The organism is Streptomyces sp. NPDC048197 (genome assembly GCF_043202395.1).
Lineage (GTDB): Bacteria > Actinomycetota > Actinomycetes > Streptomycetales > Streptomycetaceae > Streptomyces > Streptomyces siderophoricus.
Genome location: NZ_JBIDAJ010000042.1, coordinates 13,223 through 38,163, shown reverse-complemented (window position 1 = coordinate 38,163; position 24,941 = coordinate 13,223). Strand labels below are relative to the sequence as shown.

General features: G+C 73.3%; 25 protein-coding genes and 1 other RNA gene. 11 read left to right on the top strand and 15 right to left on the bottom strand.

All coding sequences use genetic code 11. The features are described from left to right. Positions 1–5: 5 nt before the first annotated feature. Together efeU and ACGF4C_RS34380 are read left to right on the top strand one after the other, a co-directional pair. Positions 6–998: an iron uptake transporter permease EfeU gene (gene efeU / locus ACGF4C_RS34385; RefSeq protein WP_393571788.1), complete on the top strand. Its 993-nt coding sequence runs from the start codon at positions 6–8 to the stop codon at positions 996–998. Further along, the gene (locus ACGF4C_RS34380; protein ID WP_393571786.1) at positions 985–1,860 is read left to right on the top strand and encodes a hypothetical protein; all 876 of its coding nucleotides are present in this window, start codon (positions 985–987) and stop codon (positions 1,858–1,860) included. The genes efeU and ACGF4C_RS34380 overlap by 14 nt, the downstream gene beginning before the upstream one ends. A 136-nt stretch (positions 1,861–1,996) precedes the next feature. Here the strand turns inward: ACGF4C_RS34380 and ACGF4C_RS34375 are convergent, their stop codons facing one another. Both ACGF4C_RS34375 and ACGF4C_RS34370 read right to left on the bottom strand, forming a co-directional pair. Then, positions 1,997–2,749, bottom strand: a complete 753-nt coding sequence (locus ACGF4C_RS34375) for a bifunctional DNA primase/polymerase (RefSeq protein ID WP_201807933.1) — start codon at positions 2,747–2,749, stop codon at positions 1,997–1,999. A gap of 163 nt (positions 2,750–2,912) precedes the next feature. Beyond that, positions 2,913–3,542, bottom strand: coding sequence for a TetR/AcrR family transcriptional regulator (locus tag ACGF4C_RS34370; protein ID WP_393571783.1), 630 nt, complete (start codon positions 3,540–3,542; stop codon positions 2,913–2,915). Between the two features lie 125 nt (positions 3,543–3,667). Here ACGF4C_RS34370 and ACGF4C_RS34365 point away from each other — a divergent pair, with 125 nt between their 5' ends. Then, positions 3,668–3,847 (top strand): DUF6243 family protein, encoded by a 180-nt coding sequence (locus tag ACGF4C_RS34365; protein ID WP_362136185.1) that lies wholly within the window; start codon positions 3,668–3,670, stop codon positions 3,845–3,847. Positions 3,848–3,868: 21 nt separating this feature from the next. Here the strand turns inward: ACGF4C_RS34365 and ACGF4C_RS34360 are convergent, their stop codons facing one another. The 4 genes from ACGF4C_RS34360 to ACGF4C_RS34345 all read right to left on the bottom strand — a co-directional run bounded on the left by ACGF4C_RS34360 (position 3,869) and on the right by ACGF4C_RS34345 (position 9,308). Further along, on the bottom strand, positions 3,869–4,825 hold the full coding sequence (locus ACGF4C_RS34360) for a small ribosomal subunit Rsm22 family protein (protein WP_393571780.1): 957 nt from the start codon (positions 4,823–4,825) through the stop codon (positions 3,869–3,871). 304 nt (positions 4,826–5,129) lie between these two features. After that, entirely contained in the window at positions 5,130–6,176 is a 1,047-nt protein-coding gene (locus ACGF4C_RS34355; protein ID WP_393571778.1) for a serine hydrolase domain-containing protein, read from the bottom strand. Between the two features lie 77 nt (positions 6,177–6,253). Next, positions 6,254–7,573, bottom strand: coding sequence for a multidrug effflux MFS transporter (locus tag ACGF4C_RS34350; RefSeq protein WP_393571776.1), 1,320 nt, complete (start codon positions 7,571–7,573; stop codon positions 6,254–6,256). 103 nt (positions 7,574–7,676) lie between these two features. Beyond that, positions 7,677–9,308 carry an alkaline phosphatase D family protein gene (locus ACGF4C_RS34345; protein WP_393571774.1) on the bottom strand — a complete coding sequence of 544 codons (1,632 nt, stop codon included), beginning with the start codon at positions 9,306–9,308 and terminating at the stop codon, positions 7,677–7,679. A gap of 175 nt (positions 9,309–9,483) precedes the next feature. On the opposite strand from ACGF4C_RS34345, the gene ACGF4C_RS34340 reads away from it, so the two are divergent. The 3 genes from ACGF4C_RS34340 to ACGF4C_RS34330 all read left to right on the top strand — a co-directional run bounded on the left by ACGF4C_RS34340 (position 9,484) and on the right by ACGF4C_RS34330 (position 12,683). Then, positions 9,484–10,434, top strand: a complete 951-nt coding sequence (locus tag ACGF4C_RS34340; RefSeq protein ID WP_393571772.1) for a DUF4429 domain-containing protein — start codon at positions 9,484–9,486, stop codon at positions 10,432–10,434. Between the two features lie 52 nt (positions 10,435–10,486). After that, complete coding sequence (locus ACGF4C_RS34335) at positions 10,487–11,422, top strand: SDR family oxidoreductase (RefSeq protein WP_393571770.1); 936 nt, start codon at positions 10,487–10,489, stop codon at positions 11,420–11,422. A 220-nt stretch (positions 11,423–11,642) separates the two neighbouring features. Then, on the top strand, positions 11,643–12,683 hold the full coding sequence (locus ACGF4C_RS34330; RefSeq protein WP_393571767.1) for a trypsin-like serine peptidase: 1,041 nt from the start codon (positions 11,643–11,645) through the stop codon (positions 12,681–12,683). 19 nt (positions 12,684–12,702) lie between these two features. On the opposite strand, the gene ACGF4C_RS34325 is transcribed toward ACGF4C_RS34330, so the two are convergent. Next, positions 12,703–12,993 (bottom strand): hypothetical protein, encoded by a 291-nt coding sequence (locus ACGF4C_RS34325; protein ID WP_393571765.1) that lies wholly within the window; start codon positions 12,991–12,993, stop codon positions 12,703–12,705. 126 nt (positions 12,994–13,119) lie between these two features. After that, the gene (locus ACGF4C_RS34320; RefSeq protein ID WP_393571763.1) at positions 13,120–14,694 is read right to left on the bottom strand and encodes a protease pro-enzyme activation domain-containing protein; all 1,575 of its coding nucleotides are present in this window, start codon (positions 14,692–14,694) and stop codon (positions 13,120–13,122) included. 152 nt (positions 14,695–14,846) lie between these two features. Here ACGF4C_RS34320 and ACGF4C_RS34315 point away from each other — a divergent pair, with 152 nt between their 5' ends. Further along, positions 14,847–15,425: a dihydrofolate reductase family protein gene (locus tag ACGF4C_RS34315; protein ID WP_393571761.1), complete on the top strand. Its 579-nt coding sequence runs from the start codon at positions 14,847–14,849 to the stop codon at positions 15,423–15,425. On the opposite strand, the gene ACGF4C_RS34310 is transcribed toward ACGF4C_RS34315, so the two are convergent. From ACGF4C_RS34310 to rnpB, 6 genes are all read right to left on the bottom strand, one after another. Beyond that, positions 15,426–16,286, bottom strand: a complete 861-nt coding sequence (locus ACGF4C_RS34310) for a transporter substrate-binding domain-containing protein (protein ID WP_393571759.1) — start codon at positions 16,284–16,286, stop codon at positions 15,426–15,428. A gap of 214 nt (positions 16,287–16,500) precedes the next feature. Further along, positions 16,501–17,229: a hypothetical protein gene (locus tag ACGF4C_RS34305; RefSeq protein ID WP_393571757.1), complete on the bottom strand. Its 729-nt coding sequence runs from the start codon at positions 17,227–17,229 to the stop codon at positions 16,501–16,503. Continuing rightward, positions 17,226–17,720: a hypothetical protein gene (locus ACGF4C_RS34300; RefSeq protein ID WP_393571755.1), complete on the bottom strand. Its 495-nt coding sequence runs from the start codon at positions 17,718–17,720 to the stop codon at positions 17,226–17,228. The genes ACGF4C_RS34305 and ACGF4C_RS34300 overlap by 4 nt, the downstream gene beginning before the upstream one ends. Positions 17,721–17,856: 136 nt before the next feature. Continuing rightward, positions 17,857–18,546, bottom strand: coding sequence for a DUF429 domain-containing protein (locus ACGF4C_RS34295; RefSeq protein WP_393571753.1), 690 nt, complete (start codon positions 18,544–18,546; stop codon positions 17,857–17,859). Position 18,547: 1 nt separating this feature from the next. Then, positions 18,548–19,240: a protein-L-isoaspartate O-methyltransferase gene (locus tag ACGF4C_RS34290; RefSeq protein ID WP_393571751.1), complete on the bottom strand. Its 693-nt coding sequence runs from the start codon at positions 19,238–19,240 to the stop codon at positions 18,548–18,550. 47 nt (positions 19,241–19,287) lie between these two features. Next, positions 19,288–19,690: RNase P RNA component class A (gene rnpB, locus ACGF4C_RS34285), an RNA gene on the bottom strand. Positions 19,691–19,890: 200 nt separating this feature from the next. Between rnpB and ACGF4C_RS34280 the strand changes: the two genes are divergently transcribed. Together ACGF4C_RS34280 and ACGF4C_RS34275 are read left to right on the top strand one after the other, a co-directional pair. After that, positions 19,891–20,700 carry a MerR family transcriptional regulator gene (locus ACGF4C_RS34280; protein WP_393571749.1) on the top strand — a complete coding sequence of 270 codons (810 nt, stop codon included), beginning with the start codon at positions 19,891–19,893 and terminating at the stop codon, positions 20,698–20,700. Then, positions 20,697–21,416 carry a hypothetical protein gene (locus tag ACGF4C_RS34275; RefSeq protein WP_393571747.1) on the top strand — a complete coding sequence of 240 codons (720 nt, stop codon included), beginning with the start codon at positions 20,697–20,699 and terminating at the stop codon, positions 21,414–21,416. The genes ACGF4C_RS34280 and ACGF4C_RS34275 overlap by 4 nt, the downstream gene beginning before the upstream one ends. 34 nt (positions 21,417–21,450) lie before the next feature. Here ACGF4C_RS34275 and ACGF4C_RS34270 read toward each other — a convergent pair whose 3' ends face one another. After that, the gene (locus tag ACGF4C_RS34270; RefSeq protein WP_393571745.1) at positions 21,451–22,935 is read right to left on the bottom strand and encodes an RNB domain-containing ribonuclease; all 1,485 of its coding nucleotides are present in this window, start codon (positions 22,933–22,935) and stop codon (positions 21,451–21,453) included. A 304-nt stretch (positions 22,936–23,239) separates the two neighbouring features. Here ACGF4C_RS34270 and yaaA point away from each other — a divergent pair, with 304 nt between their 5' ends. Both yaaA and eda read left to right on the top strand, forming a co-directional pair. Beyond that, positions 23,240–24,037, top strand: coding sequence for a peroxide stress protein YaaA (gene yaaA / locus ACGF4C_RS34265; protein ID WP_393571743.1), 798 nt, complete (start codon positions 23,240–23,242; stop codon positions 24,035–24,037). Between the two features lie 86 nt (positions 24,038–24,123). After that, positions 24,124–24,849, top strand: a complete 726-nt coding sequence (gene eda / locus ACGF4C_RS34260) for a bifunctional 4-hydroxy-2-oxoglutarate aldolase/2-dehydro-3-deoxy-phosphogluconate aldolase (RefSeq protein WP_393571741.1) — start codon at positions 24,124–24,126, stop codon at positions 24,847–24,849. The last annotated feature ends 92 nt before the right edge of the window (positions 24,850–24,941 follow it).

The window sequence follows — 24,941 nt, the reverse complement described above, 5'->3', positions numbered from 1 at the left end:
CCGGCGTGTTCGGCAACTACCTGATCGGACTGCGCGAGGGGCTGGAGGCCAGCCTCGTCGTGTGCATCCTCATCGCCTACCTGGTCAAGACCGGCCGGCGGGAGGCGTTGCGCCCGGTCTGGCTCGGCATCTCGCTCGCCGTGGTGCTGTCGTTCGCGTTCGGGGCGGCGCTGCAGTTCGGCTCCGAGACCCTGACGTTCAAGGCGCAGGAGGCGCTCGGCGGTTCGCTGTCGATCATCGCGGTGGGCCTGGTGACGTGGATGGTCTTCTGGATGCGGCGCACCGCGCGGCACCTGAAGAAGGAGCTGCACGGCAAGCTGGACGCGGCGCTGCAGATGGGCACCGTGGCGCTGGTGGTCACCGCGTTCCTGTCGGTGGGCCGGGAGGGCCTGGAGACCGCGCTGTTCATCTGGACCGCCGCGCAGTCCGCCAACGACGGCGTACGGCCGCTGGTCGGGGCGCTGCTGGGGCTGGCGACCGCGGTGGTGCTGGGCTGGCTGTTCTACCGCGGTGCGGTGCGGATCAACCTCGCGAAGTTCTTCACCTGGACCGGCGGGATGCTGGTCGTGGTCGCGGCGGGCGTGCTGGCGTACGGCTTCCACGACCTGCAGGAGGCGGCCGTGCTGCCCGGGCTGGGCTCGCAGGCGTTCGACATCAGCGCGCAGATCCCGGCCGACAGCTGGTACGGCACCCTGCTGAAGGGCGTCTTCAACTTCCAGCCGGACCCGACCGTCCTCCAGGTCACGGTGTGGGCTCTCTATCTGATCCCCACGCTCGGCCTCTTCCTCGCCCCCGGTAGGGTGGCGCCGAATCGTGCCACCCCGGCGGCCACCCGGTCCGCCCCGGTCGCCCCGAAGGAGCCCGAGCCCCATGACACGCAGGTCGCCGTTCCGGGTGCCCGCAACAGTGACGTCGACAGCGACGGCGCTGGTGATACTGAGCGGCTGCATGACGGTGCACGGCGAGCGGGAGATGCTGCCGGCGGTGACGAAGGCTGACGGCGCCAAGGCGCTGCAGCGCTTCGCGGCCGGCTTCAACAAGGCCAAGCGGCAGCTCGATCCGGAGCTCAACCCCTCGTTCGAGGGCGGCGCACTGCTCGCCCTCGACCAGGCGGGGATAAAGGCGGCGCATGCGCTGAAGCCGCAGGGCGACCCGGCCTACCCCGCCCTGGCGTTCCAGGACGCGCACTTCACGATCCCCAAGCAGGCGGGCTGGCCGAAGTACTTCATCGCCGACGCGGCCAGCAACCGCAAGGCGGCCGACGGTTCGGCCAGCCGCTGGTTCCTGGTGTTCAGCCGCAACGGCATCAAGGAGAAGTGGCGGGCGGTCTACCTGGCGGAGTTCGCCGGCAACAAGGCACCGGAGCTGAAGACGGACCAGGACGGCTTCGCCGAGGCGGTGCCGGCCGGCGCGAAGTCCGGGCTGACGGTCGATCCGGGCAAGCTGAGCCGGACCTACGCCGACTACCTCAACACCGGCAAGGGCAGCACCTTCGCGTCCGGCCCGAACACCGACGGCTGGCGGGCCCGGCGCGCGCGGGACACCAACCAGCCGGGCGCCCGCATCCTGTGGGAGGACACCGCATCCGACATCCCGCCGGTGGCGCTGCGGACCACGGACGGCGGCGCGCTGGTGTTCTTCTCGACCTTCTACCACCAGCAGAAGACGGTCTCCACGGGGTCGGTGATCACGGTGCCGGCCCAGTTGCAGGGCCTGATGGACGGGCCGACGAAGAAGACCAACCGGATGGCCTTCACCACCGTCTCCGCGCAGGCGGTGACGGTGCCGGCGAAGGGCTCCGGGGGCAAGGTCACGGTGCTGAACCGGCGCGAGGCGAAGACGTCGGTCAAGCCGCTGTAGGACGGCCGGGAGCAGCCGGACGACGGATCCGCGGCACGCGATACGGACAACGTGATACGGACAAGGGGCCGCCGGGGTGTTTCCGGCGGCCCCTTGTCCGTACGGCGGGGTCGTGAGGAGGCGCGGGGCGCGGCGGTCAGCGGCCGATCGGCCAGGCCGCGGTCTCGTGGTAGTGCTCGCGGTCGGCGCGCTCGTTGAACTCGGCGCAGGCGTCGGTGAGCGATTCCAGCAGCGTCAGCGGGTCGGGCAGCGGGAGTTCCGGGCCGCGCAGCCAGGTCACCGCGGGCTGGTCGCCGGGGAGGGTCGAGGGCGGCAGGAGGACGTAGCTGCCGCGGCAGTGCCAGCGCAGGCCGGGATGCTCGTCCATGGTCTCGGGGTGGCAGTCCAGCTCGCAGGGCCACCATTCGTCCTCGTCGTCCGGGGTGCCGCGGGTGGCGGTGAAGAACAGCATCCGGCCGTCGCCGAAGCCGCCGCCGCTGAGGGTGATCGGGCCGACCTCGATGCCGGCCGCCTCCAGTCGTCCCAGGGCACTGCGGCCGGCCTCGACGGGCACGTCCAGGACGTCGTGGGCGATGCCGGTGGCGGTGATGAAGTTGGCCTGCGGGAGGGTCCGGACCCAGGCGGCGACCTTGTCGCGGTCGGTGGTGGCGACGGTCTGCCAGCCGAAGGAGATGGGGTGGCGTCCGGGGGTGGGACAGCCGATGCGCTCACAGGAACAGCCGTAACCGGAGGGGTGCGCCGCCGGGGCGATCGGGAAGCCCGCATCGGCCGCGGCCAGCAGCAGGTCCTCGCGGCCGCGCGCGGCAACCGATCCCGTGTCCGTATCGCCGCCGTCCGATCCGCTCTTCGGCCGGCGCAGCCACTGGGAGAACCTGCTCTTGCGTTCCATCTATCCCCTCACTTCGAGCGGTGGTCTGGGATCAATGCTGCCACCATCCTGCGCCCGGGGTGACCGGTGTGCGGATCCGGGGTGAACGGAAGGAGTGCGAATACCGGCATTTCCAGCCATCCCCGACAGGTCGCCGCGCTCGCCCGACGCTCGCCCGGCCGGGTCAGTCCCGCGGGCGCAGACCACGCAATGCCTGGTCGACGAGGGTGTCGACGAAGGCGTGGGTCAATTCGCCGGTGCGCATCAGCCAGCGCTGTGAGAAGGGACTCAGCACCATCTCGGCGGCCACCCGTACGTCGATGTCCGCAGCCACCTCGCCGGCCTCCTGGGCCCGCCGCAGCCGGTCGACGTAGAGCAGGATGCCGGGCTCCAAGAGCCGGGTGACGAAGGTGCGGGAGAGCTCCTCGTCGCTCGCGCCGGCCGCGGCGAGGGCGCGGTAGGGGGCCTGCCAGGCGTGGTCGTTGAATTCGTCGGCGGTCGCGCGGAGCACGGTCTTGAGGTCGGCGGCGAGATCACCGGTGTCCGGGAGGCCCTTTGCGTAGTCCTCGTCGGCGCCGGCGGTGAAGGCGTCCAGGAGGACCGCGGCCTTGGAAGGCCACCAGCGGTAGATGGTCTGCTTGCCGACCCCGGCCCGGGAGGCGATGCCCTCGATCGTGAGCTTGTCGTAGCCGACCTCGCCGACCAGCGTGAGCGCGGCGTCGAAGATCGCCTGCCGGGAGCGCTCACTGCGGCGGGAGGAGTCGGGGGCCTTGGCGCCGGAGGCGCCGGCGGAGCGGGCTGAGGTGGTGGCCATGCGGTGAGTGTAGCGACAGCTAGGCGAGACGTATCGTCTTGACGAGACGGCACGTCTCGTACATCCTGGAGCCCGTTACGCGAGACGAAGCGTCTCGCTTCATCGGTGCGACAGAGGAGGAACCCATGAGCAAGGGCAACGGAGACGGCATGCTCGGCGTCGGCGGCACCCGCAGCAAGCTGTCGCGCGGAGCGCTGCGCGGCGGCGCCGGCGGCGGCCGGGGCGGCACGGACCGCGCCCGGACGCAGGCCCAACGGCAGGAACTGTTGCGCAAGTTCCAGGAACGAGCGGCCGGAAAAGGATGAGACCGCCCGGGCCCGGCGTGCTCAGGCGCCGGGCCAGGTGTCTCCCCAGGCGGCGTCCCGGGCCTCGCGGTACTGCGTGCCGTGCCGCTTGGTGACAGTGCTGCGCCGCAGCCCCTCGTCCGTGGTGCACAGGTCGAGGAGGACCTGCCCCTTGCGGAGCTGCGGTTTGCGGACGATCCGGGCGGAGGCGGGCTCGGCCGGCAGGGCGGTCGCGGCGACATAGGAGAACTTCTCGTCCTCGTACGGCAGCGCGCCGCCCTTGACCTGGCGATGGAGGGAGGAGCGGCTGACCCGGGCGGAGAAGTGGCACCAGTCTTCGCCGACGACGATGGGGCAGGTCCCGGCGTGCGGGCAGGGGGCGACGATCCGCAGACCGGCCTCGATGAGCTGGTCGCGGGCCTCGCGGATGCGGAGGTAGCCGTCGGGGGTGCCCGGTTCGATCAGGACGACGGCGGTGGCGGTGGCGGCCGCGGCGACCACCGCACGGCGGTCCTCGGGGCGGAGCTCGCCGAGCACGTAGGAGACGGTGACCAGGTCCGTGCCCTCGGGCACGGTCAGTCCCGCGCCGATGGTGCCGCGCCGCCAGGTGGTCTCCGGCAGGACGCCGGCGGCGAGTTCGGCGCCGAGGTCCAGGGCCGGCTGGGCCCAGTCCAGGACGGTGCTGTGGTGCCCCTGCCAGAGGGCGGCGGTGGCCCAGGTCGCGGCCCCGGTGCCGCCGCCGATGTCGAGGTGGGTGGCCGGGAACCAGTTGGGAACGCGGACGGCGAACGCGGTCAGCGCGGCACGGACCGCCTCGAAGGTGGCCGGCATCCGGTAGGCGGCGTAGGCGGCCACGTCCGCGCGGTCACGCAGGACCGGGGCGTCGGTGGGGGTCCGCCCCCGGTAGTTGGCGATCAGCCGCTCCACGGCCTGCGCGGCCTGCTTGGGCGGCAGACCGTCGAGAAGGCCGGCCAGTGCGGCGCGCAGTTCGTCGTGCATCGACGAAATTCTACGTACGTTTCCGGCTGGCCCGCCGTGGGGGTTGCCGTTCTTCCGCCTTCGGCGCGGCAGAGCCCCAGTCCCATGCCCTCCCGGGCGGGGGCGCCTCACCGGCGGGAGGGGGCGGACCGGAGGCGCCTGTTGTGTGGACGTAAAGCGTCAGCAGTCCACACAACAGGCGCCGGAGGGCCGCACCCGCAACCCACCACCCACCAGGCGCCCCCGGCCCTAAACCCCACCCCCGCCGAAGGCGGGAAAAGACAGCAACCCCCACGGCGGGAAAGCCGACAACGTGCGGCGAGCGTCAGACGACGGCTCGCGCCAAGCACGTCGCGGCAGCGGCCCGCGGGCCGCTGCCGGCGTTGCGGCGCCGTGGGTGGACCGTGTTGGCGAGCAGGATCAGGAACGTGTCGGTGGCGCGGTCCAGGACCAGGCTCGTGCCGGTGAAGCCGGTGTGGCCGGCCGCGCCGCGGCCCGCCAGCTCGCCCATGAAGTACGGCTGGTCCACGACGAAGCCGAGACCGGGCGGGTCGAGCAGGGCGTCGACCGCGGCGGGCCCGAGGATCCGGGTGGTGCCGTACGCACCGCCGTTGAGCAGGGTGCGGCACAGCACGGCCAGGTCCTGGGCGGTGGAGAACAGCCCCGCGTGGCCGGCCACCCCGCCCAGCGCCCAGGCGTTCTCGTCGTGCACCTCGCCGCGGAGCATGCCGCGGTCCGCCTTGGCCCAGGGCCGCCGCTGGTCCTCGGTCGCCGCCACGCCGTGCGCCGGCAGCGGTCCGTAGCGGGTGGAGGTCATGCCGAGCGGGCCGGTGATCTGCTCGCGGACCAGCGCGTCCAGGCGGCGCCCGGTGCAGCGCTCCAGGATCAGCGCCAGGGCGATGAGGTTGAGGTCGGAGTAGCGGTACCGGGCACCGGTGCCGCCGCTGGGGGCGGCCGCCTCCCGCCACAGCAGCGCCAGTTGGGCGGCCCGGTCGGGATGGTCGTAGAAGGGGAGCTCGGGGGCGAGCCCAGAGGTGTGGGTGAGCAGCTGCCGGACGGTGCGCCCGGGGGCGAAGGCCGGCAGATGGGCCCGGACCTCGTCGTCGAGGGAGAGGCGGCCGCGTTCGGCCAGCTGGACCGCGGCGATCACGGTGAAGAGCTTGGTGAGCGAGGCCAGGTCGAAGACGGTGCCGGTCCGCATCGGCTCCCACAGGTCGCGGGGCAGGTCCAGGCCGCGGTCCCGCTCGGGGTCGTACGCCCGGTGGCGGTGCGCCCAGCCGGCGGCCTCCTCGGCGGCCACGACCGGGCCGCGGCCGGCCAGCACCACGACCCCGGGGCTCCACGGCGGCCGGCCCTCGGGCAACTCCCGCACCCCGTGCACCAGCCGCTCGACCCAGGCGGGGTCCAGTCCCGCCCGGGCCGGGGTGCCAGAGGTGAGTCGCGGTGCGTTCAGAGTGCGGTCCTCCCGCCGGAGCTGCTCTCCCCCTTACGCTGCCACGGACGGCACAGTCCCAGGAAGCTCCCGAGCGCCAGAACGGCGCAGGAGAGCTGGACGAGTGCCATCGGCACGGCCGTCCGCTCGCCCGCGATGCCCACCAGCGGGGAGGCCACCGAGCCGAGGAGGAAGGTCGAGGTGCCCAGCAGGGCGGAGGCGGAGCCGGCCGCGTGCGGGGTGCGCAGCAGCGCCAGGGTGTTGGTGCTCGGCATGACCAGGCCCATGGCGGCCATCAGCACGAACAGTCCGGCGGCCGTCGGGAGGAGTCCGACGGGTCCGAGGACGCCGGAGGACATCAGCAGCAGCGCGCCCGCGGCGAGCGCGATCACGGTCAGGCCGGCGCCCAGCACCTTGTCCAGGGCGACCCGGCCGACCAGCACCTTGCCGTTGAGCTGGCCGACCGCCACCAGGCCCACGGAGTTGACGCCGAACAGCAGGCTGAAGACCTGCGGCGAGGCGCCGTAGATCTCCTGGACGACGAACGGCGAGGCCGAGATGTATGCGAAGAGGGCGGCGAAGGCGAAGGCGCCGACGAGGAGGTAGCCGGAGAAGACCCGGTCGGCGAGGAGGTCGCGCATGGTGCGCAGGGCCTCGCCGATGCCGCCGGGGTGCCGCCGGGCGGGCGGCAGGGTCTCGGCCAGGCGGCGCCAGACCAGGAGGGTGAGGGCGAGGCCGACGGCGGTGAGCACGACGAAGACGCCGCGCCAGTCGGTGACCTGCAGGATCTGTCCGCCGATGAGCGGGGCGACGACCGGCGCCACCCCGGAGATCAGCATCAGGGTGGAGAAGAACCGCGCCATCGCCACCCCGTCGTAGAGGTCGCGCACCACGGCGCGGGCGATGACGATGCCGGCGGCGCCCGCCAGGCCCTGCAACAGCCGGAAGGCGATGAGGAGTTCGGCGTTGGTGGCGATCACGCACAGGGCGGTGGCCAGGACGTAGACGACCATGCCGGCCAGCAGCGGGCGGCGGCGCCCCCACTTGTCGCTCATCGGGCCGACGATCATCTGGCCCAGCGCCATGCCGGCGAGGCAGGTGGTGAGGGTGAGCTGGACGGTGGCGGCCGGGCTGTGCAGCGCGGCGGTGACCTGCGGCAGGGCCGGCAGGTACATGTCCATGGAGAGCGGCGGGACCGCGGTGAGTCCGCCGAGGACGAGGGTGACGAGGAGGCCGGTGCGGCGGGACGCGGCGGGAGGTGGTGCTGTTGCCGCGTCCCGCCCGGCTATCGCGGGGTTGTCCGAGGTGTCGGCCGGGCTGGTGCCGGGCTCCGTCATGTCGTCTCCATGGGTACGTGGTGAGTGCAACCATGGTGTCATGCCCGGAGCGGCTCCGGACCCCTTACCGGGTATGCCATTGGACCTAGGTCCGAAGGTCCCCTCAGGCCGGCTTGAGGCCCGGGTCGCCGGCCTCGGTGACGAAGGACGCGGCCGTCCGCACCGGTGCGCCCGGGGTGGTGACGGCGGAGACCGTCCGGTAGTCGCCGCGGGCGGTGTCCCGGTCCAGGGTGACCGTCACATAGCCGCGGCGGCCGTTGTAGAACTTCAGGTGCGGGTTGGCGGCCATGTACGTGCCCCAGTTGGCGGGCTTCTCCGCGCCGTCCTTGCCGCTGGCGATCGAGGTGGTGACGAACTCCACGCCCGCGGTGCGCGAGGCGGGGTCCGCGAAGTCCTTCTTGATGTCGAAGGCGTAGTGGACGTGCACATCGCCGGTGAGCACGACGAGGTTGTCCGCGCCGGCCGACTCGGCGCCCGCCAGCACCCGCGCGCGGGAGGCCGGGTAGCCGTCCCAGGCGTCCATGCTGACCTGGTAGCCGGGGCCGGTGGCGTTGCGCCGCTCGGAGAACGCGACCTGCTGCGGCAGCACGTTCCAGCGGGCGGTGGACTGCCGCCAGCCGTCGATCAGCCAGCGCTCCTGGGTGGCGCCGGTCAGGGTCCGCTTCGGGTCCGTGGACTCCGGGCCCGGGGCGTGCCAGCCGTCGCCGTAGGCCTGGTCGGAGCGGTACTGGCGGGTGTCGAGGATGTCGAACTGGGCGAGCTGCCCGTAGTGGAGGCGGCGGTAGAGCCGGGCGTCCGGGCCGTGCGGCCGCTGCGGGCGGCGCAGCGGCTGGTTCTCCCAGTACGCGCGGTAGGCGGCGGCCCGGCGGACCAGGAACTCGGCGGGCGGGAGGTCGTCCTCGCTGATGTCGGAGGCGTAGTTGTTCTCCACCTCGTGGTCGTCCCAGGTGACGATGAAGGGGTGGGCGGCGTGCGCGGCCTGGAGGTCCGGGTCGGACTTGTACAGGGCGTAGCGCAGCCGGTAGTCCTCCAGCGTGACCGTCTCGCGGTGGAAGCGGTCGGGCAGCGTGCGGTCGGTGTACCTGCGGGCGCCGCCGGCGGCGTCGACCGGGTACTCGTAGAGGTAGTCGCCGAGGTGGAAGACGACGTCGAGGTCCTCCTCGGCCAGGTGCCGGTAGGCGGTGAAGTAGCCGTCGTGGTAGGCCTGGCAGGAGACCGCGGCGAGCTTCAGCCGGGAGAGGTGGGCGCCGCGGGCCGGCGCGGTGCGGGTGCGGCCGACCGGGCTGATCCAGCTGCCGGCCCGGAAGCGGTAGTAGTAGACCCGGTCCGGGGCCAGACCGGTGGGCTCGATGTGCACGGAGTGGTTGAACTCCGGGTGGGCGTCGGCCCGGCCGCGCCCGGCGAGCCGGGTGAACTTCTCGTCGTACGCGACCTCCCAGCGCACCGGGACTCTGGCGTCCGGCATCCCGTTGCCCGGCTCATAGGGGCGCGGGGCGAGGCGGGTCCACAGCACGACCGAGCCGGGCTGGGGGTCGCCGGAGGCGACGCCGAGGGTGAAGGGGTTCTCGGTGAGCTTCCGGACGTCGGCCTCGGCGGCGTGCGCGGCGCCCGCGGCCGGGAGGTTGGTGGTGAACGCGAGCGCGGCGGCGGCCCCGGTGACGGTGAGGAAGCGGCGCCGGCCCACGTGTGCTGCGGCGGCCCTGATCTCCTGCTCGTACGGTGCGGTGGGTGTCATCTGGCCCTCCCCTGGCGGCGGTTGCTGCCGACGATTGGAGGGCCGCGGGACGGCGGACCGCTGACCCGGGTACGACGCAGGCATGACAGCTCGGTGATGGTTGGTCCGGCACCGGACGTCGCCGGACAATCGCGGCACGCGGCACGCACCACCGGCTCTCCGTAGGATTCGGGACATGGCTGAACTGATGGTGCGCGACGGCACGTGGAGCTTCGACGGAGAGGGCATACGCATCGTGCCGGGGAGCGAGCGCGGGGTCCACAAACTCCGCCAGGACCTGGGCGAGTTGACGGTCCCGCTGGCCGCGCTGGCCGGCATCGCCCACGAACCGGGCCGCAAGGGCGGCCGGCTCAGGCTGCGGCTGCGGGACGGCGCCGACCCGCTGCTCCAGGTCACCGGCGGCGGGCTGCCGGACGATGCCAATCCGTATCAGCTCGCCGTGGACGCCGCGCGGGTGGACGTCGCCGAGTACTTCGTGGACGCGGTCCGGCAGGCCCTGCTGCTGGAGCAGGTGCCGGACGGGCCCTGCGACCGCTATCTGCTGCCCGGTCCGCCGGTACCGCTGACGGCCTCCGGGATCGACGGCGTCGCCACCTTCGACGGGGAACGGGTGCGCCTGGAGTGGCGCTGGAACACCAGTGAGACGAAGCGGCAGTGGGGGCCGCAGGACTACGGCCTGACCGACCTCGAAGCGGTGGAGTGGCGCCCGCCGGTCGGCCTGGAGTCCGGCTTCCTGCGCTTCCGTCCGCACGACGCGAAGGAACGGCTCAAACCGGATCACGACCCGAACTCCATCGAACTGTGGGGCTTCAAGAAGGAGAGCGGCACCACCGCGCTGCTGGCGGCCGCGGTCACCGCCCGGCTGCCGCACCCCTCGGCACCCGCGGCCCAGGCCCTGCCCGCGGCCGCTCCGGCCGTACCCGCGGTGGCGGCCGCACCGCCCGCGGCCGGCCCCCCGCCTGTCGCCCTCGCCGCCGTCCCGGCCGCCACCTCCGCCGACGACCACGACGCGCTGCTGCGCCGGCTGCGCGAACTGGGCGAGCTGCACCGCGACGGCATCCTGACCGACGAGGAGTTCGCCGCCACGAAGGCGGCGGTGCTGCGGCGCTTCGACACCGGCGGCTGATCCGCCGCGGCGGGCGCCCGGTTCGCTCCCCGCCGCCGTTTACGCTGCCGCCATGGCACAGAACACACAGCGGGCAGGGGCAGCACAGGCGACGCCGGTGGCGCGGGCCGGGCACGTGGGCGGCACGGCGACCGCGCCCCGGCCCACACTGCCGGCACCGGCCACCCGGGGCGGGCCGACCCCGCAGACCGCGGCGGCGGCCCAGGAGGCACGGGAGGGCGGTGCGGCGCCCCGTAAGGTCGCGGTGGTCACCGGCGCCGGATCCGGCATCGGGCGGGCGGTCGCCCAGGCGCTGATGCGCGCCAACTGGTCGGTGGCGCTGGCCGGCCGGCGCGCCGAGGCACTGGCGGAGACCGCCCGCCTGGCCGGCCTGACCGAGCCGGCCGGCCCCGCGGTCGTGACCGTGCCGACCGACGTCACCCGCCCGGAACAGGTCGACGCGCTGTTCGCGGCGGTCCGCGACCGGTTCGGCCGGCTCGACCTGCTCTTCAACAACGCCGGCACCTTCGGCAAGGCGGTGCCGCTCACCGAGCTCTCGTACGACGACTGGCGCGCGGTGGTGGAGGTCAACCTCACCGGTGCGTTCCTCTGCGCCCAGGCCGCGTTCCGCACCATGCAGGAGCAGGAACCGCAGGGCGGCCGGATCATCAACAACGGCTCGATCTCCGCGCACGTCCCGCGGCCGCACTCCGTCGCGTACACCGCCACCAAGCACGCGATCACCGGGCTGACCAAGTCGCTGTCCCTGGACGGCCGTCCGTACCGCATCGCCTGCGGCCAGATCGACATCGGCAACGCGGCCACCGAGATGACCGGCCGGATGGAGACCGGAATCCTGCAGGCGAACGGGCAGACGGCGGTGGAGCCGGTGATGGACGCCGCGGACGTCGCCCGGACGGTGGTGCACATGGCGGAGCTGCCGCTGGAGGCCAATGTGCAGTTCGCGACGGTGATGGCCACCACCATGCCCTACATCGGCCGGGGCTGACCGGCCGTCGGCCCGGCGGCCGCCACACCGCCTCCACCGGACCGTTTCCGTCCGACCCCTGCCCTCCGGTCGCTTCCGGTGGCACGCTTACCTCTCACCGCACCACTCGTCTGCCGGACCGCCGCAGGCGGCGGTCCTCCCCCGGGCTCCGCAGGAGCAGGGGGATCCCCACCCGCGGCCGCGCGCCCGGCGTGCGCGGCCCCCGCAGAAGGAGTTACGCGTGAGACGAAACGACCGTGGCGGAACGGCAGTTGACGGCATAGCGGCGCGGCGTCCGGCGCGCGGGTCCCGGGCCGTCCTCGGCACCCTGACCGCCGCCGGTACGCTGCTGGCCCTGCTGCTCCCCACCGGCCCGGCCGGCGCCGCCACCCCGCAGAACTCCCACCGCTCCGCCACCCCGCAGCGCACCGCCGCCGCCTTCTGGACCGCGGCGCGGATGCGGTCCGCCACCCCGCTCGACCTCGCCGCACCGGCGCGGCAGCACCGCACCGCGGTCCCGCGCAGCGCCCCGCTCACCGTACGGCCGACGTTGCCCCGGTTGTCCGGCCTGCCGTCCCTCCCCGTACTGCGGCCCGCCGCCGCGGCCCAGCCGGGCGGGCCGTGGACCGGCGGCGGCGCGGTCACCAAGACCGCCGGCCGGGTGTTCTTCACCTACCAGGGCCGTAATGCTTCCTGCTCCGGTGACGCGGTGACCAGCGCGAACAAGAGCACCGTGGTCACCGCCGGGCACTGTGTGAAGCTGCAGGGCGCCTGGCACACCAACTGGGTCTTCGTGCCCGGCTACCACGACGGCCAGGCCCCGTACGGCAAGTGGCCGGCCGCCAAGACGCTCTCCACCCCGCAGTGGACGGCGAGCGAGGACATCAACTACGACGTCGGCGCGGCGGTCGTCGCCCCGCTCGACGGCAAGAAGCTCACCGACGTCGTCGGCGGGCAGGGCCTGTCCTTCAACTCGGGCTACAACAAGACGATGTACGCCTTCGGCTATCCGGCGGCGGCCCCGTACGACGGCACCAAGCTGATCTACTGCAGCGGCACCACCATGAAGGACCCGCTGTTCTCCAACGACCACGGTCTGTCCTGCAACATGACCGGCGGTTCCAGCGGCGGTCCGTGGTTCACCTCGTTCGACGAGAAGACCGGCACCGGGCTGCAGTCCTCGGTGAACAGCTTCGGCTACCAGTTCCTGCCCAACACCATGTTCGGCCCGTACTTCGGCGACGACGCCAAGAACCTGTACAACACGGCACAGTCGTCCTGACCGGCGGGGCGGGCGGGGCCTACTCCCCGTCCGCCACCCCGGTCGTCACCGCCCAGCCGACGTCGTCGTAACCGCCGGCGACCAGTGCCGAGGCCAGCACGACCAGCGCGACCAGGGCACCGAAGATCAGGAACGGGCGGGCCCCGTAAAGGAGTTGGCGGCTGCGGCCGGGTCCCCGCCCGGTGCGCATCCGCGGCCGCCGCGGTCCCAGGGCGCCTGGGCCCGTACCGTGCCGCCACCCCAGGGACCGGCTGATCCGCCGCTTCCAGTACACCAGTCGGTAGTAGTGCTTGAGCACCGCAGCCCCCACCCGTACAAACACCCGTTCCGTACACCCATTCGAGGGAAATCCCCCCGAGGGTACCGGGCACGGAACCGCTCCACCGCACGATCGGGCAAGGCGGTGGAGCGGCCCGGCGGGTCAGGGAATCAGGGGTCAGTGGGTCACCATCTCCCGCAGGGAGGCGAGGAGTTCGATGCCGTTCGGGACGCCCAGACCGGTACAGGGGTCCCAGCCGGGGGTGGCGTCGAAGTCACCGTTGGTGCCGTCGGTGACGTCCCGGAAGCCGCGGGCGGTGTGCCCGGGGGTCGCTCCGGCGTACAGCAGCGGGTGCAGCATGCCGAGCGGGCGGCCGAGCGCCTGGACCAGACGGCAGGTCAGCGCCGCCCAGAGCGGGGCGACGGCACTGGTGCCGCCGATCACCGAGCGGTGGCCGTCCACCAGGACCTCGTAGCCGGTGGCCGGGTCGGCGACACCGGAGACGTCCGGCAGGCCGCGGCCCGGACCGCTGCCGTTGTGCGGCACTCCGGCCGTGGTCTGCCAGGACGGCAGCGGGAACGCCTCGCTGACGCCGCCGCCGGTGGCACCCCCGCCGTCGCCGCCCCACACCACTTCGCTGCGCACCAGACCGGAGTCCGGGTCGGCGTCCAGCCGGGTGCCGCCGCAGGCCAGGGCGTGCGGGCTGGAGGCCGGGAAGTCGGTGTGCGGCAGGCCGTCACCGACGCCGTCACCGCTGCCGTCGTCGCCGGCCGCGGCACACACCGTCACACCCAGCGCCGCCGCGTCCGCCAGCGCCTCGTCGAATACGGCGCGGGCCTGGTCGGTCCAGAACGGCTCCGCGAGGCCCCAGCTGATGCTCAGCGCGGCCGGGGTCGGGGTGTCGTGGACGGCCTGGGTCACCGCGTTGACGAAGCCCTGGTCGGTGTTGTGCGCGAAGTACACCTTCTGCTCGGCGCCGGGCGCCAGCGCACCGGCGACCTCGATGTCCAGCAGCACCTCGCCGTCGGCACCGTGCGGGTCCCCGGTCGGCCGGTTCTGGGCGGTGCCGACGCTGACCGCCGTCACCTTGGGTATCTTCGGCAGCCCGAGCGACCGGAAGTACTCCTCCAGCTCGCCCTGGGTGAACCCGCCGCCGAGTTCGACGATCGCCAGCGTCTGCCCGCTGCCGTCGGTGTCCGGCGGGAACTGGTACACGCCGGCCAGCTGCGAGGGCTTGTACGAGGTGTGGCGGGCCCGGGCCCGGGCGTGCCGGATGTGCGGCCGCGCCTGCGGGCGGTCGTCCAGGCCGAGCACCGCCACGACCACGCCGTCCAGCTCGGCGGGCAGCTGCAGCGGGCCCTCGCGGTGCCGGTGCTCGACGAGCTCACCGTGGGTGGGGTCGGGGCTGGCCACCCGGGACAGCTGGGTGCCGAACGCGGCGGCCATCTGGTCCGCGGTGCCGGACACCTTCATGCGTCTCGACGCCAGGTCGACCTCGTTCACGTCGACGCCGTGGCGGCCCAGCACCTCGCGTACGCGGTCGGCGTCGGCCTGGTCGGCGCCGTACCGCTGCGCCAGCTCGGCCTGCGAGATGGTGTCCGGCCCGGTGATCAGGTCCCGGGGGACCTCGGCCCGCCGGCGCAGCATGATCGTCGCGTGCACGGGCGTGGAACCGTCGAGCGATCCGGCGGGGCGCGCCTTGGGCGCGGCAGCCCGCTCACTGCCAGGGATGGGTACAAATCGTTCATTCATAGCACAAAGTATCGACAAGGTCACGCACGGTCCGCATGTCGAGCGACGTGGCGGCCCCACTCGGGTGGTCGCGACGCACGGACCGGTGCCCTGACAGCCGGGCAGGAATAGGGTGCCGGGCGAGTAGGAGGACGCCGGCCTGGAGGACCGCCATGCGGAAGATCGTCCTGATGATGTCGATGTCCCTCGACGGCTTCATCGAGGGACCGGACCACGACATCGACTGGCACGTCGTCGACGACGAGCTGCACCAGCACTTCAACGACCTGCTCCGGACGATGGGCGGCATGATCACCGGCCGGGTCACCCACGAGCTGATGGCCGGGTTCTGGCCCACCGCCGACGCCGATCCGGCCGTCGGCGGGCCGACGGCCGAATTCGCCGGGATCTGGCGGGAGATGCCGAAGTTCGTCTTTTCCCGGACCCTGCGGCAGGCCGACTGGAACACCACGGTCCTGCCAGAGGTCACGGTCGAGCAGGTCCGGGAGCTGACCTCCCGGCCGGGCGGGGACCTGACGCTCGGCGGCGCCCGGCTCTCCGCGACCTTCCTGCGGCTCGACCTGGTCGACGAGTTCCGCATCTACGTCCACCCGGTCCTGATCGGCCGCGGCACTCCGCTCTTCCCCGACACGGACGCCCGGACCCGCCTCCGGCTCCTGGAGACCCACGCCTTCGGCAACGGCGTGACCCTGCTGCGGTACGCCCGGGACGACCGGCCCGCGGCGGACTGATCAGGTGCGGGGCCGGTCCCGGCACGACAGCGCGTCGATGGTCTCGGCGCGCGGCTTGTAATCGGTTTCCCAGGTCGGGTCCGCCTTCGTGACGGCCCACAGCGACGTCGAGAAGTCGTGGCTCCAGTTGTTGCTGTTCACGTAGTCCCGCAGCGCGTCCCGCAGCCGTAGACAGTCCTCGCGGTGCCCCTTGGCCATCGCGATGCCGTAGTGGTTGACGGCTCCGTAGGTGATGTCCGGGACGACCTTGAGATCCGGGTTCTCCTGCGTGAAGCCGTACAGGATCATCTGGTCGGTCGAGACCGCGTCGGCCACCTTCTTGACCTTGAGGTCGGTGAGGCAACTCGACGCGTCCGGCCGCTCGTAGACCGCGACCCGGGCGTACTGCGGCCCCTCCAGCGTGGTGGCGGACGTCGTCCCGGGCCAGGTGCAGACGCGCTTGCCGAAGAGGTCCTCGGGCTTGCGGATCCGCTTGTCGTTCTTGCGGACCATGATGCCCTGGTACGTGGACGCGTACGGGCCCGCGAAGTCCAGCGTCTTCATCCGGTCGACGGTGATCGAGAACGTCGCCACGACCAGGTCCTTCTTCTTCTCGGTGAGCACCGCACTGCGGTCCTCCGACGGCACGATCCCGAAGTCCGGCTCGGCGCCGACCGCCTTGAGGATCTGCTGGGCCACGGTGATGTCGAAACCGGAGAACTTGTAGGTGTGGACGACGCCCGTGCCGGGCTGGTCGTTCTTGGCCCCGACCGACACCTTGCCCCCCGCAAAGAGCGAGGGCGCCTCCGAGGACCCACAGGCCGTCGCCACGAGCGCGATGAACGCGAGCACTGCTGCGCTCGCGGTCCGTGTCGTGCTCACGGTTCCTGTCGTGTTCGTGCTTCGAGTCGTGTTCGTGCTTCGTGCGATCCTCACCGGTCTCCCCCGTTCCGACGGCCCCTGCTCCTTACGCGTGACGCCTACGCGTTACGCCTACGCATTACGCATTACGCATTACGCATTACGCGCTACGCGCTACGCCACTCCGTACGCGTCGGCGTCACTCCCTCCCGATCCGCGGCCATTTGACGGCCCGTCACCCATCGTGCAACACCGCACTCACCGTCCGAACGTCCATCCGGCAGCCGCGGCCGGTGTGCAGCCGGACGCCGATCGTTACCGTGGTGGTCCGTGCCCCGAGGGCGAAATCGGTGGTGCCGCCGGGCCGGAGGTCCGCGGTCCGGTCCGCGGCGCCCGCGCTGAGCAGCGAGAGCGTGGCGTGGGTGTCCGGCAGGCAGGTCGGGCCGGCCGGGTCGTGATCGGAGATGGCCAGCGTCAGCCGCAGCGCGTTCCGCGGCTCCGCCAGCGCACGGGCGTCGAGCCGGAGGGTGAGCGTGCGGTGCGCGGTGTCGTCCAGCGGCTGGCTGCCCACCGCACGGACCTGTCCGGTCACATCGATCTCGCCGTGCGTCCGGACGCTCTGGAAGGCCAGCCAGCCACCGACCGTGGCCAATACGGAGACCAGGGACAGCACACCGGCCAGCCGGGCGTCGCGCGGGCTGCGGTCGAGGACGCGGGCCGCGGCGGTGAGCACCGACAGGCCGGTGAGCAGGCCCCAGAGGGTGTACTGGCGGGCCGGTCCGTCCGGCCAGTCGGTACCGGCGATCACCACGGCGGCGCAGGCCAGCAGCAGCGGCAGCCAGCGGGCGCTGGGGTGCATCACCCACTTGATGAAGATGTTCCTGATGTCGTGGGCCGCGATGGAGTGATCGCCGTGCGAGGTCGCGCTGTGGTGGACGTCGCCGCGGTCCGCCGGGCGGCTCATGAACCGTTCCGGGTGTCCGCGCTGCCTCCCATGTGGATGTCGCCGTGGATCTCGCCGGCCGCGATCGAGCCCCGGCCGGTCGCGGTGACGTGGTGGTGGACGGTGCGGCCGCCCGCGGGCGCGGCGAGCCGGTCGATCTGCCGCAGGAGGTGCGGCCCGTCCCGCCGGTCGGCGGGCTCCGCCAGCCAGACGGCCACCGCCTCGGCCAGCAACCGCCGCTCGTCGTCACCGAGGGCCGCCAGCTGCCGGTCGAGGGCATCCGCCCGCTCCTGGTCCAGGAGCACCCGCCCGTCCCCGCCCACCGGCCCTCCGTCGGCCCCGTCCACCCCGTCTCCGCGGCGCAGCAGCCGGCGGAAGAACCCCTCCCCGGCCGTCACGGTGCGCTCGGCGATCCGCTGCTGGGCAGCACTGATCACGGACGTACCGAGGCTGTTGGCCGCCATGGTCAGATAGGGCGCAATCTCGGCCGATACGGTCGCCAGGTCGGACATCCGACTCTCCCCCCACTCAGAAGTCACGACCCCCCGCCGCAACACCCCTTACGGGAAAGGGGTGTTACCCATGTGAGAGCTGGTCCACACCCCTACGGATGAGGGACCTGCGCGGGTACGGCTGCGGGCGGGTACCTCAGTACCAGATGGCGAGGGGGCGCCCGTCGGCGTCGCGCTCCGGCGGGTCCGGGAGGGAGTGCGCACGGCCGTGGGCGATCCGGTGGGCCGTCCATGCGGCCGCGGCCGCGTCCAGCACGTCGTCCGGCGGGGTGCGCCCCGCGGCCCCCAGGTCGTCCGGGAGGACGATGCCGGCCGTGGCGAGGAGCGCGCGCCGCGCCATCTGCCCCGCCCAGCTCTTCTTACGGGCAAGCAGCGACGCGCCGCCCGCCAGGGCCCGGAACGACACCTCCGGGTGCACCTCGAAGAGCCGCTCTCCCCCGGGTTCCGCCAAGCAGGCGTTCGCCTCACGGAGTTTGGCCGCGAGCCCCCAGCTCTGGCGGCTCAGCCCGGCCCCGGTCAGTTCGCGGCACCGGCCCCGGGCGTCGTCGTACGTCTCCTCCTGCCACACCGCGCGCGGCGGCACCCGGAAAACGCTTCCCCTGAGCGGCCCCAACAGGGCCGCCGCCTCGCCGTCCGCCCGCCGCCAGCCGGCTTCGAGGAGCCCCAGCGGCATGTCCACGGCCACGACCGCGACCCCACCGGCCGCGGCAATGGGCAACAGGGAGCGCAGTGTTGTCACGGCCCGCGCCTCGGCGAAGCGGCCGTCGTGGAGCTCGACCGCCAGCCAACCGCCGGGACAGGCGTCGACACCGAGGACGTTCACCATGTCAGCGAGTCTCCCCGAACGGGCCCGGCGGGGAATACCCGTACTCGCCGTAGAGGCGGACGAAATGAGCGGGAACGACGGTCCGCCGGCGCACGAGTCCCTGCCGCGCCCGCTCGTACAGCTCGACCAACTCCTGGCCGCCGGGCCCGATCGGCTGCACCAGACGGCCACCGACCCGCAGCTGTGCGGCCAGCGGCGGCGGCACTTCCGGGAAGGCGGCGGAGACCACGATCGCATCGAACGGAGCCCGGCCCGGCACGCCCAAGGTGCCGTCACCGACGACGATCCCGGCGTTCCCTATGCCCTGCCCGGCGAGGTTGAGCCGGGCCCGCCCGGCCAGATCCGCCCAGCGCTCGACGCCGACGACGTAGGCCGCGAGACGAGCCAGCAGCGCGGTCTGGAACCCGAGCCCGCTACCGACCTCCAGCACCAGCTCATCCCCCGTGAGACCGAGTGCGGCGACCATCATCGCCACGAGGGAGGGCTGCGTCGTCACCTGGCCGTGAGCGATCGGAACCGGTACGTCCACGTACGCCGACGCACGGTGGGACTCCGGGACGAAGGCCACCCGCGGGGTCACCCGGAGGGCACACAGCAGGCGCCCGTCCGTCACACCGGCGGTCCGGGCAGCTTCGACCAGCTTCTCGGGGCCCAGCTCCTCAGGGTCCCGGCCGCGGCGGGGACGGGGCATCATGACTGCCTCCCGACCAGGGCATTCCCCCTGGCCAGAGCCGTAAGGGGCGGACGAGTCGGCCTGTACGCCGGGTTCTGTCGCCCCCGGTCCTTGCGGGCCGGGGGGAGACGGCCATCCATCTAGGGCTGCCGTTGCCGACAGCCTCGTGCGGTCTACCCGCGGACTCGGGCGGGCAGCCCTCGGTCGTCCGCGCAGGGGCATCGCCGATGCCCCCTCTTGACCTTGCTCCGGGTGGGGTTTACCTAGCCCTCCGAGTCACCTCGGAGGCTGGTGGTCTCTTACACCACCGTTTCACCCTTACCGGAGGCCAAAGCCTCCGGCGGTTTGCTTTCTGTGGCACTGTCCCGCGGGTCACCCCGGGTGGGTGTTACCCACCACCCTGCCCTGTGGAGCCCGGACGTTCCTCGGGAGGGTCGTTGCCGATCCCCACGCGGCCGTCCGGCCGGCTCGTCCGCCGTGGCGACCATGCTACCCGGCGCGGAACCGGCCCCGCGTCCCGGCACCGTTCACTCGAGAATGCGCCCCTTTCCCTGGGAATGCGCTCGGTCCCCGGAGAATGCGCTCGGTCCGCCGGGAATACGCTCCGCCCGCCGGGAATGCGCACGTTATGCGCTTGACCTTGTCGCAGCGGCAACGTTTCTACTGGCGGCATGAGAATCGGTGAGCTCGCAGGTCTCGTGGGCGTCAGCACTCGTGCCGTCCGCCATTACCACCACCTCGGACTGCTGCCCGAGCCGGAACGCCGGGCCAACGGCTACCGGGAGTACGGGCTGCGGGACGCGGTCGCGCTCGCCCGGCTGCGCCGGCTGACGGAGCTGGGGCTCGGGCTGGAGGAGGTCCGGGACGTCCTCGCCGACGACTCCGGGCGCGAGCTGCACGAGGTGCTGGCCGAACTGGACGCCGACCTGGCGCGCCAGGAGGAAGAGATCCGGGCGCGGCGGGCCCGGCTGGCCGCGCTGCGGCAGCAGGCGGAGGAGCACGGCGGGCTGCCGGCGGAGGGTCCGGTGTCGGACGAACTGGCCGCGATGTTCCGGGAGATGGCCCGCACCTCGGCGACGCTCCCCGGTCCTGAGCCCGCGATGGCGGCGAAGGAACGGGAGGTGCTGGCGCTGCTGGAGTCGGCGGGCGACGGGGCGGGCGAGCGGGTCGCCGGCCTGCTCGGGGACTTCACCGCGGCGCCGGGGGCGATGGAGCGGGCGTACGAGGTGTACGGGCTGCTGGACGCGCTGGCAGCGGTCGCGCCGGACGATCCGCAGGTGGAACGGGTCGCGCAGGCGGTCGCCGACTGCGTTCCGGACACCGTGATCGCCGAGGTCGGCGGGGAGCAGTGGGCGCGCGCGGCCGATGCGGGCCGGGAGACGGACGGCGGCTTCATGGCGGCGTACTACGCGCACTTCCCGCCCGCACAGGCCGAGGCCATGCGCCGGGCGATCCGGCTGGTCGCGGAGCGTGCCCGGTGAGCCGGGGCGAGGCAGGCCGGAAGAGCGGGACGGTGCGGCGGCTGCTGGCGCATGAGGGGCGGTGGCTGGCAAGTCTGGTGTGGTGGGTGGCGCGGCGGCGGTTCGGGGTGGCGGCGGGCGAGCGGGCCGTGCCGTACGCGGCGGCGCAGTCGGCGCTTGTCTACGGGCTGACGTTCGTGTGCGTGGTGGAGACGGCCGGGGTGCATGCGATGCTCGCCGACGTTCCGGTGGCGCGGGTGGTGATGCTGGTCGTCGATGTCTACACGGTGCTGATGCTGCTGGGTTTCCAGGCGGCCGCGGTCACCCGTCCGCATGTGCTCGGCACGGACCATCTGCTGCTCCGGGACGGCGCCCGGCGGCAGATCCGCGTTCCGCTGGACCGGATCGCCTCCGTCCGGTACGACCTCCGCTTTCCCAAGGACGGGAAGGGTGGGGAGGACAGGAAGGGGACGGACGGCGGCGGGGTGTGGGCGCTGGGTGTGGGTGGGCAGACGTCGGTGACCGTTGAGCTGACGGTTCCGGTCGTCGGGGTACGGCTGTCGGGGCGTCGGGACGAGGTGCGGACGGTGCGGTTCCACGCCGATGACGCACGAGGCGCGGTGGCGGCCGTACAGGCGGCGAGGGCGGCGAGGACGGCGGCGGACGGGCAGGCCCCGGAGGTGGGGGATGGGCAGGCCCCGGCGGTGGATGGGCGGCCGGTCGCGGGGGCCGCGTAGCAGCCGCGTGGAAGCCGCGTGACCGCGAAAGGCGTCAGACCGGCGTGAAGCGGACCGGTTCGAGGCCCGGGTCGGCCTCCGCGAGGCGGACCCGGATGTGCTGGCCGAGGGGCAGCGCGGGGCCCTCGGGGGCGGCCTCTACGGGGCCGATGACGGCCGGTTCGTAGAGGTGGACGGTGCCGCGGGTGGGGTCCTGCTCCTGGATGTCGACGACCAGGGCCTCGAAGGTCTCGCCGACCCTGTCGCGCAGCAGCGCGGCCTCGACGAGGTCGACGCAGGCCCGCTCGACCTGGTTGGCGCGCTGGGAGCCGGTCTCCATCTCGTGCGGCAGCGCGGGCAGCGCACTGCGCACCCAGTCCGCCGGCTCGTGGCCGGCGAAGGCGGCCAGGCACAGCTCGGAGGTGTAGCGGTCGACCAGCCGGCGCAGCGGTGCGGTGGCGTGCGCGTACGGGGCGGCGACCGCGGCGTGCAGCGCTTCGGAGGCGCTGGGCGGGGTGCCGTCGAAGGCGGTGTAACCGGCGCCGCGCAGCAGGGCCGTGCACTCCTGGAGGAACGCGGCGTGCCGGGGGCAGTGCGGATCGAGGCTGCGGATCAGCGCGGAGTACGAGGTGTGGTGCGGCCAGTCGACGCCGAGCGCCCGGGCGGTCAGCCGCAGCCGGGCGACCGAACCGTCCCGGGCGGTCGGCAGGGTCCGCAGGATGCCGGTGCCGGCGGCCAGCATCAGTTCGGCCGCGGCCATTCCGGTGAGCAGGGAGATCTGCGCGTTCCAGCCGTACGCCGGCAGGGGCGCGCGGTACGCCAGGTGGTAGCGGCCGTTCCGCTCGACGATCTCCTGCTCGGGCACGTGCAGCGAGATCGCGCCCCGGGCGACCTCCAGCTCCTCGCGCAGCAGTCCGATCTCCCGGAGCAGGTCGAGCGGCTCCTCGGCCGTCCCCTCGTCGATGGCCCGCTGGACACCCTCGTAGTCGAGGCGGGCGCGGGAGCGGACCAGGGCGCGGCGGACGGAGGTGGCGACCAGGACGCCCTCGGGGTCGAGGTCGAGCTGCCAGAGGACGGCCGGGCGGTCCTGGTCGGGCAGCAGGCTGGCGGCGCCCTCGCTCAGCGCGTACGGGTAGAGCGGGATCCGCTCGTCGGGGAAGTACAGCGTGGTCACGCGGTGGTGGGCCTCGGCGTCCAGCGCACCGCCCGGCGTGACGAAGGAGGCGACGTCGGCGATCGCGTAGTGGATGCGGAAGCTGCCGTCGGGGCGGCGGGCGAGGAACATCGCCTGGTCGAGGTCGCGGGCACCGGGCGGGTCGATGGTGAAGAGGGGCAGGTCGGTGGCGTCGTCCAGGGCATGCTCGGTCGCCACCGCGCCGTCGGCGGCCGGGATCCGCGGGGCCCGGGCGGCGCTGTCCGCCTCGGCCTGGGCCGTCGGCGGGAAGTGGTCCGGGACCTCCAGGTCGATCCGCAGCTCCCGCAGCGCGGCGCGCAGCGGGGCCTCGGCTGCGTCGGTCACATGCATATGGCGACGGGGCATGGAACCGAGCGTATGACCGGATGGCGGAGGCGGCGCGCGGGGCGATCGGGGCGGGGAGGCGCGCCCGGCGGGTACGGCGGGCCCGCCTGGCGGCGGGCCACGGCCTCGGGGCCTGGCCGCGGGGGTGCTCAGGCCCTGGCCGCGGTGTTCAGGTCCTGGCCGCGGGGGTCCTCAGGCCCTGGCCGCGGTGTTCAGGTCCTGGCCCGGTGCTCAGGTCCCGGCCGCGGTTCTCGGGGCGGCCGCCGCAGGCCATACGCTTTCCGGGGGCCGCACCCCCGCTCGTACCGCCGTGAAGGAGAACACCGTGCTCGTGCTGTTGCCGCCGTCCGAAGGCAAGGCGCCGGGAGCGGCCGGGGCGCCGCTGGACACCGGCGCGCTGTCGCTGCCCGGACTGACCGCCGCGCGTGCGGCGGTCCTCGGCGAGCTCACCGAACTGTGCGCGGCGGACGAGACCAAGGCCCAGGAGGTGCTCGGGCTCAGCGACGGCCTCAAGGGCGAGATCGCGAAGAACGCGGGGCTGCGGACGGCCGGGACGCGGCCGGCCGGCGAGATCTACACCGGCGTGCTCTACGACGCGCTCGGCCTCGCGTCCCTGGACGCCCCGGCCCGGGAGCTGGCCGAGCGGTCGCTGCTGGTGTTCTCCGGGCTGTGGGGCGCCGTCCGCATCACCGACCGGATTCCGTCGTACCGCTGCTCGATGGGCGTGAAGCTGCCGGGGCTCGGCGCGCTGGGCGCGTACTGGCGGGCGCCGATGGCGGAGGTGCTGCCGGCGGCGGCCGGTACGGGCCTGGTGCTCGACCTGCGGTCGGCGGCGTACGCGACGGCGTGGAAGCCCAAGGGCGAGGTGGCCGGGCGGACCGCGTCGGTGCGGGTGCTCCAGTCGAAGACCGTGAAGGGCGTGGAGAAGCGCACGGTGGTCAGCCACTTCAACAAGGCGACCAAGGGCCGGCTGGTCCGCGATCTGCTGTCGGCGGGCCGGACGCCGCAGGACCCGGCGGAGCTGGTGGAGGCGCTGCGCGACCTGGGATATGCGGTGGAGGCCGAGGCCCCGGCGAAGGGCGGCAAGCCGTGGGCGCTCGATGTGATCGTGACGGAGCTCTGAGACCGGTAAGGCCGGTAGCAAAACAGTTGAGGGGTTGATTGCACCCTGCGCAACGGTCGTTGCGCAGAGTGGGCAGGGCGCGCAGTATGGGCGGGGTGACCAGCGCCGCCTCCTCCCCCGCGTCCGGTTCCTCCCCCGCGGCCGGCTCCTCCCACCTGTCTGCCTCCGGTCCCGCGTCCGCCTCCGGTCCTTCGGTCCCGTCGGTGCTCGGGCTCGCCCCCGTCATCCCGGTCGTCGTGCTGGCGGACGCCGCTGACGCGGTCCCGCTGGCCCGGGCGCTGGTCGCCGGCGGGCTGTCGGCGATCGAGGTGACCCTGCGGACGCCCGCCGCGCTGGACGCCATCCGGGCGATCACCGACGAGGTCCCGGACGCGGTGGTCGGCGCGGGCACACTGCTCAACCCGGAGCAGGTCGCCGCGGCCCGCGCGGCCGGCGCCCGGTTCCTGGTCAGCCCCGGCTGGTCACCGCGGCTGCTGGGCGCGCTGCGGGACTCCGGCCTGGCCTTCCTGCCGGGCGTCTCGACGGCCTCGGAGGTGGTGACCCTGCTGGACGAGGGCATCACCGAGCTGAAGTTCTTCCCGGCGGAGGCGGCCGGCGGGACGGCCTATCTGAAGTCGCTGGCCGCCCCGCTGCCACAGGCCCGTTTCTGCCCGACCGGCGGGATCACCCTGGCGTCCGCGCCCACGTACCTCGCGCTGCCCAACGTCGGCTGTGTGGGCGGGACCTGGATGCTGCCGGCCGACGCACTGGCCGCCAAGGACTGGGCGCGGATCGAGCGACTGGCCCATCAGGCGGCGGCGCTCCGCGGCTGACCCTCAGGGCCGCCCCGCCTGCGACCCGTCAGCCGCGCTCCCCATCGAACACCGCACACCCCACGCCGCAGCGCCAGCCGTAGCGCCAGCCG

Excerpts from the sequence above, each read along its gene's own strand:
- ACGF4C_RS34375 (WP_201807933.1), bottom strand. The coding sequence starts at position 2,749 with ATGGAACGCAAGAGCAGGTTCTCCCAGTGGCTGCGCCGGCCGAAGAGC.
- ACGF4C_RS34370 (WP_393571783.1), bottom strand. The coding sequence starts at position 3,542 with ATGGCCACCACCTCAGCCCGCTCCGCCGGCGCCTCCGGCGCCAAGGCC.
- ACGF4C_RS34365 (WP_362136185.1), top strand. The coding sequence starts at position 3,668 with ATGAGCAAGGGCAACGGAGACGGCATGCTCGGCGTCGGCGGCACCCGC.
- ACGF4C_RS34360 (WP_393571780.1), bottom strand. The coding sequence starts at position 4,825 with ATGCACGACGAACTGCGCGCCGCACTGGCCGGCCTTCTCGACGGTCTG.
- ACGF4C_RS34350 (WP_393571776.1), bottom strand. The coding sequence starts at position 7,573 with ATGACGGAGCCCGGCACCAGCCCGGCCGACACCTCGGACAACCCCGCG.
- ACGF4C_RS34345 (WP_393571774.1), bottom strand. The coding sequence starts at position 9,308 with ATGACACCCACCGCACCGTACGAGCAGGAGATCAGGGCCGCCGCAGCA.
- ACGF4C_RS34340 (WP_393571772.1), top strand. The coding sequence starts at position 9,484 with ATGGCTGAACTGATGGTGCGCGACGGCACGTGGAGCTTCGACGGAGAG.
- ACGF4C_RS34335 (WP_393571770.1), top strand. The coding sequence starts at position 10,487 with ATGGCACAGAACACACAGCGGGCAGGGGCAGCACAGGCGACGCCGGTG.
- ACGF4C_RS34320 (WP_393571763.1), bottom strand. The coding sequence starts at position 14,694 with ATGAATGAACGATTTGTACCCATCCCTGGCAGTGAGCGGGCTGCCGCG.
- ACGF4C_RS34315 (WP_393571761.1), top strand. The coding sequence starts at position 14,847 with ATGCGGAAGATCGTCCTGATGATGTCGATGTCCCTCGACGGCTTCATC.
- ACGF4C_RS34305 (WP_393571757.1), bottom strand. The coding sequence starts at position 17,229 with ATGAGCCGCCCGGCGGACCGCGGCGACGTCCACCACAGCGCGACCTCG.
- ACGF4C_RS34300 (WP_393571755.1), bottom strand. The coding sequence starts at position 17,720 with ATGTCCGACCTGGCGACCGTATCGGCCGAGATTGCGCCCTATCTGACC.
- ACGF4C_RS34295 (WP_393571753.1), bottom strand. The coding sequence starts at position 18,546 with ATGGTGAACGTCCTCGGTGTCGACGCCTGTCCCGGCGGTTGGCTGGCG.
- ACGF4C_RS34290 (WP_393571751.1), bottom strand. The coding sequence starts at position 19,240 with ATGATGCCCCGTCCCCGCCGCGGCCGGGACCCTGAGGAGCTGGGCCCC.
- ACGF4C_RS34280 (WP_393571749.1), top strand. The coding sequence starts at position 19,891 with ATGAGAATCGGTGAGCTCGCAGGTCTCGTGGGCGTCAGCACTCGTGCC.
- ACGF4C_RS34270 (WP_393571745.1), bottom strand. The coding sequence starts at position 22,935 with ATGCCCCGTCGCCATATGCATGTGACCGACGCAGCCGAGGCCCCGCTG.
- eda (WP_393571741.1), top strand. The coding sequence starts at position 24,124 with ATGGGCGGGGTGACCAGCGCCGCCTCCTCCCCCGCGTCCGGTTCCTCC.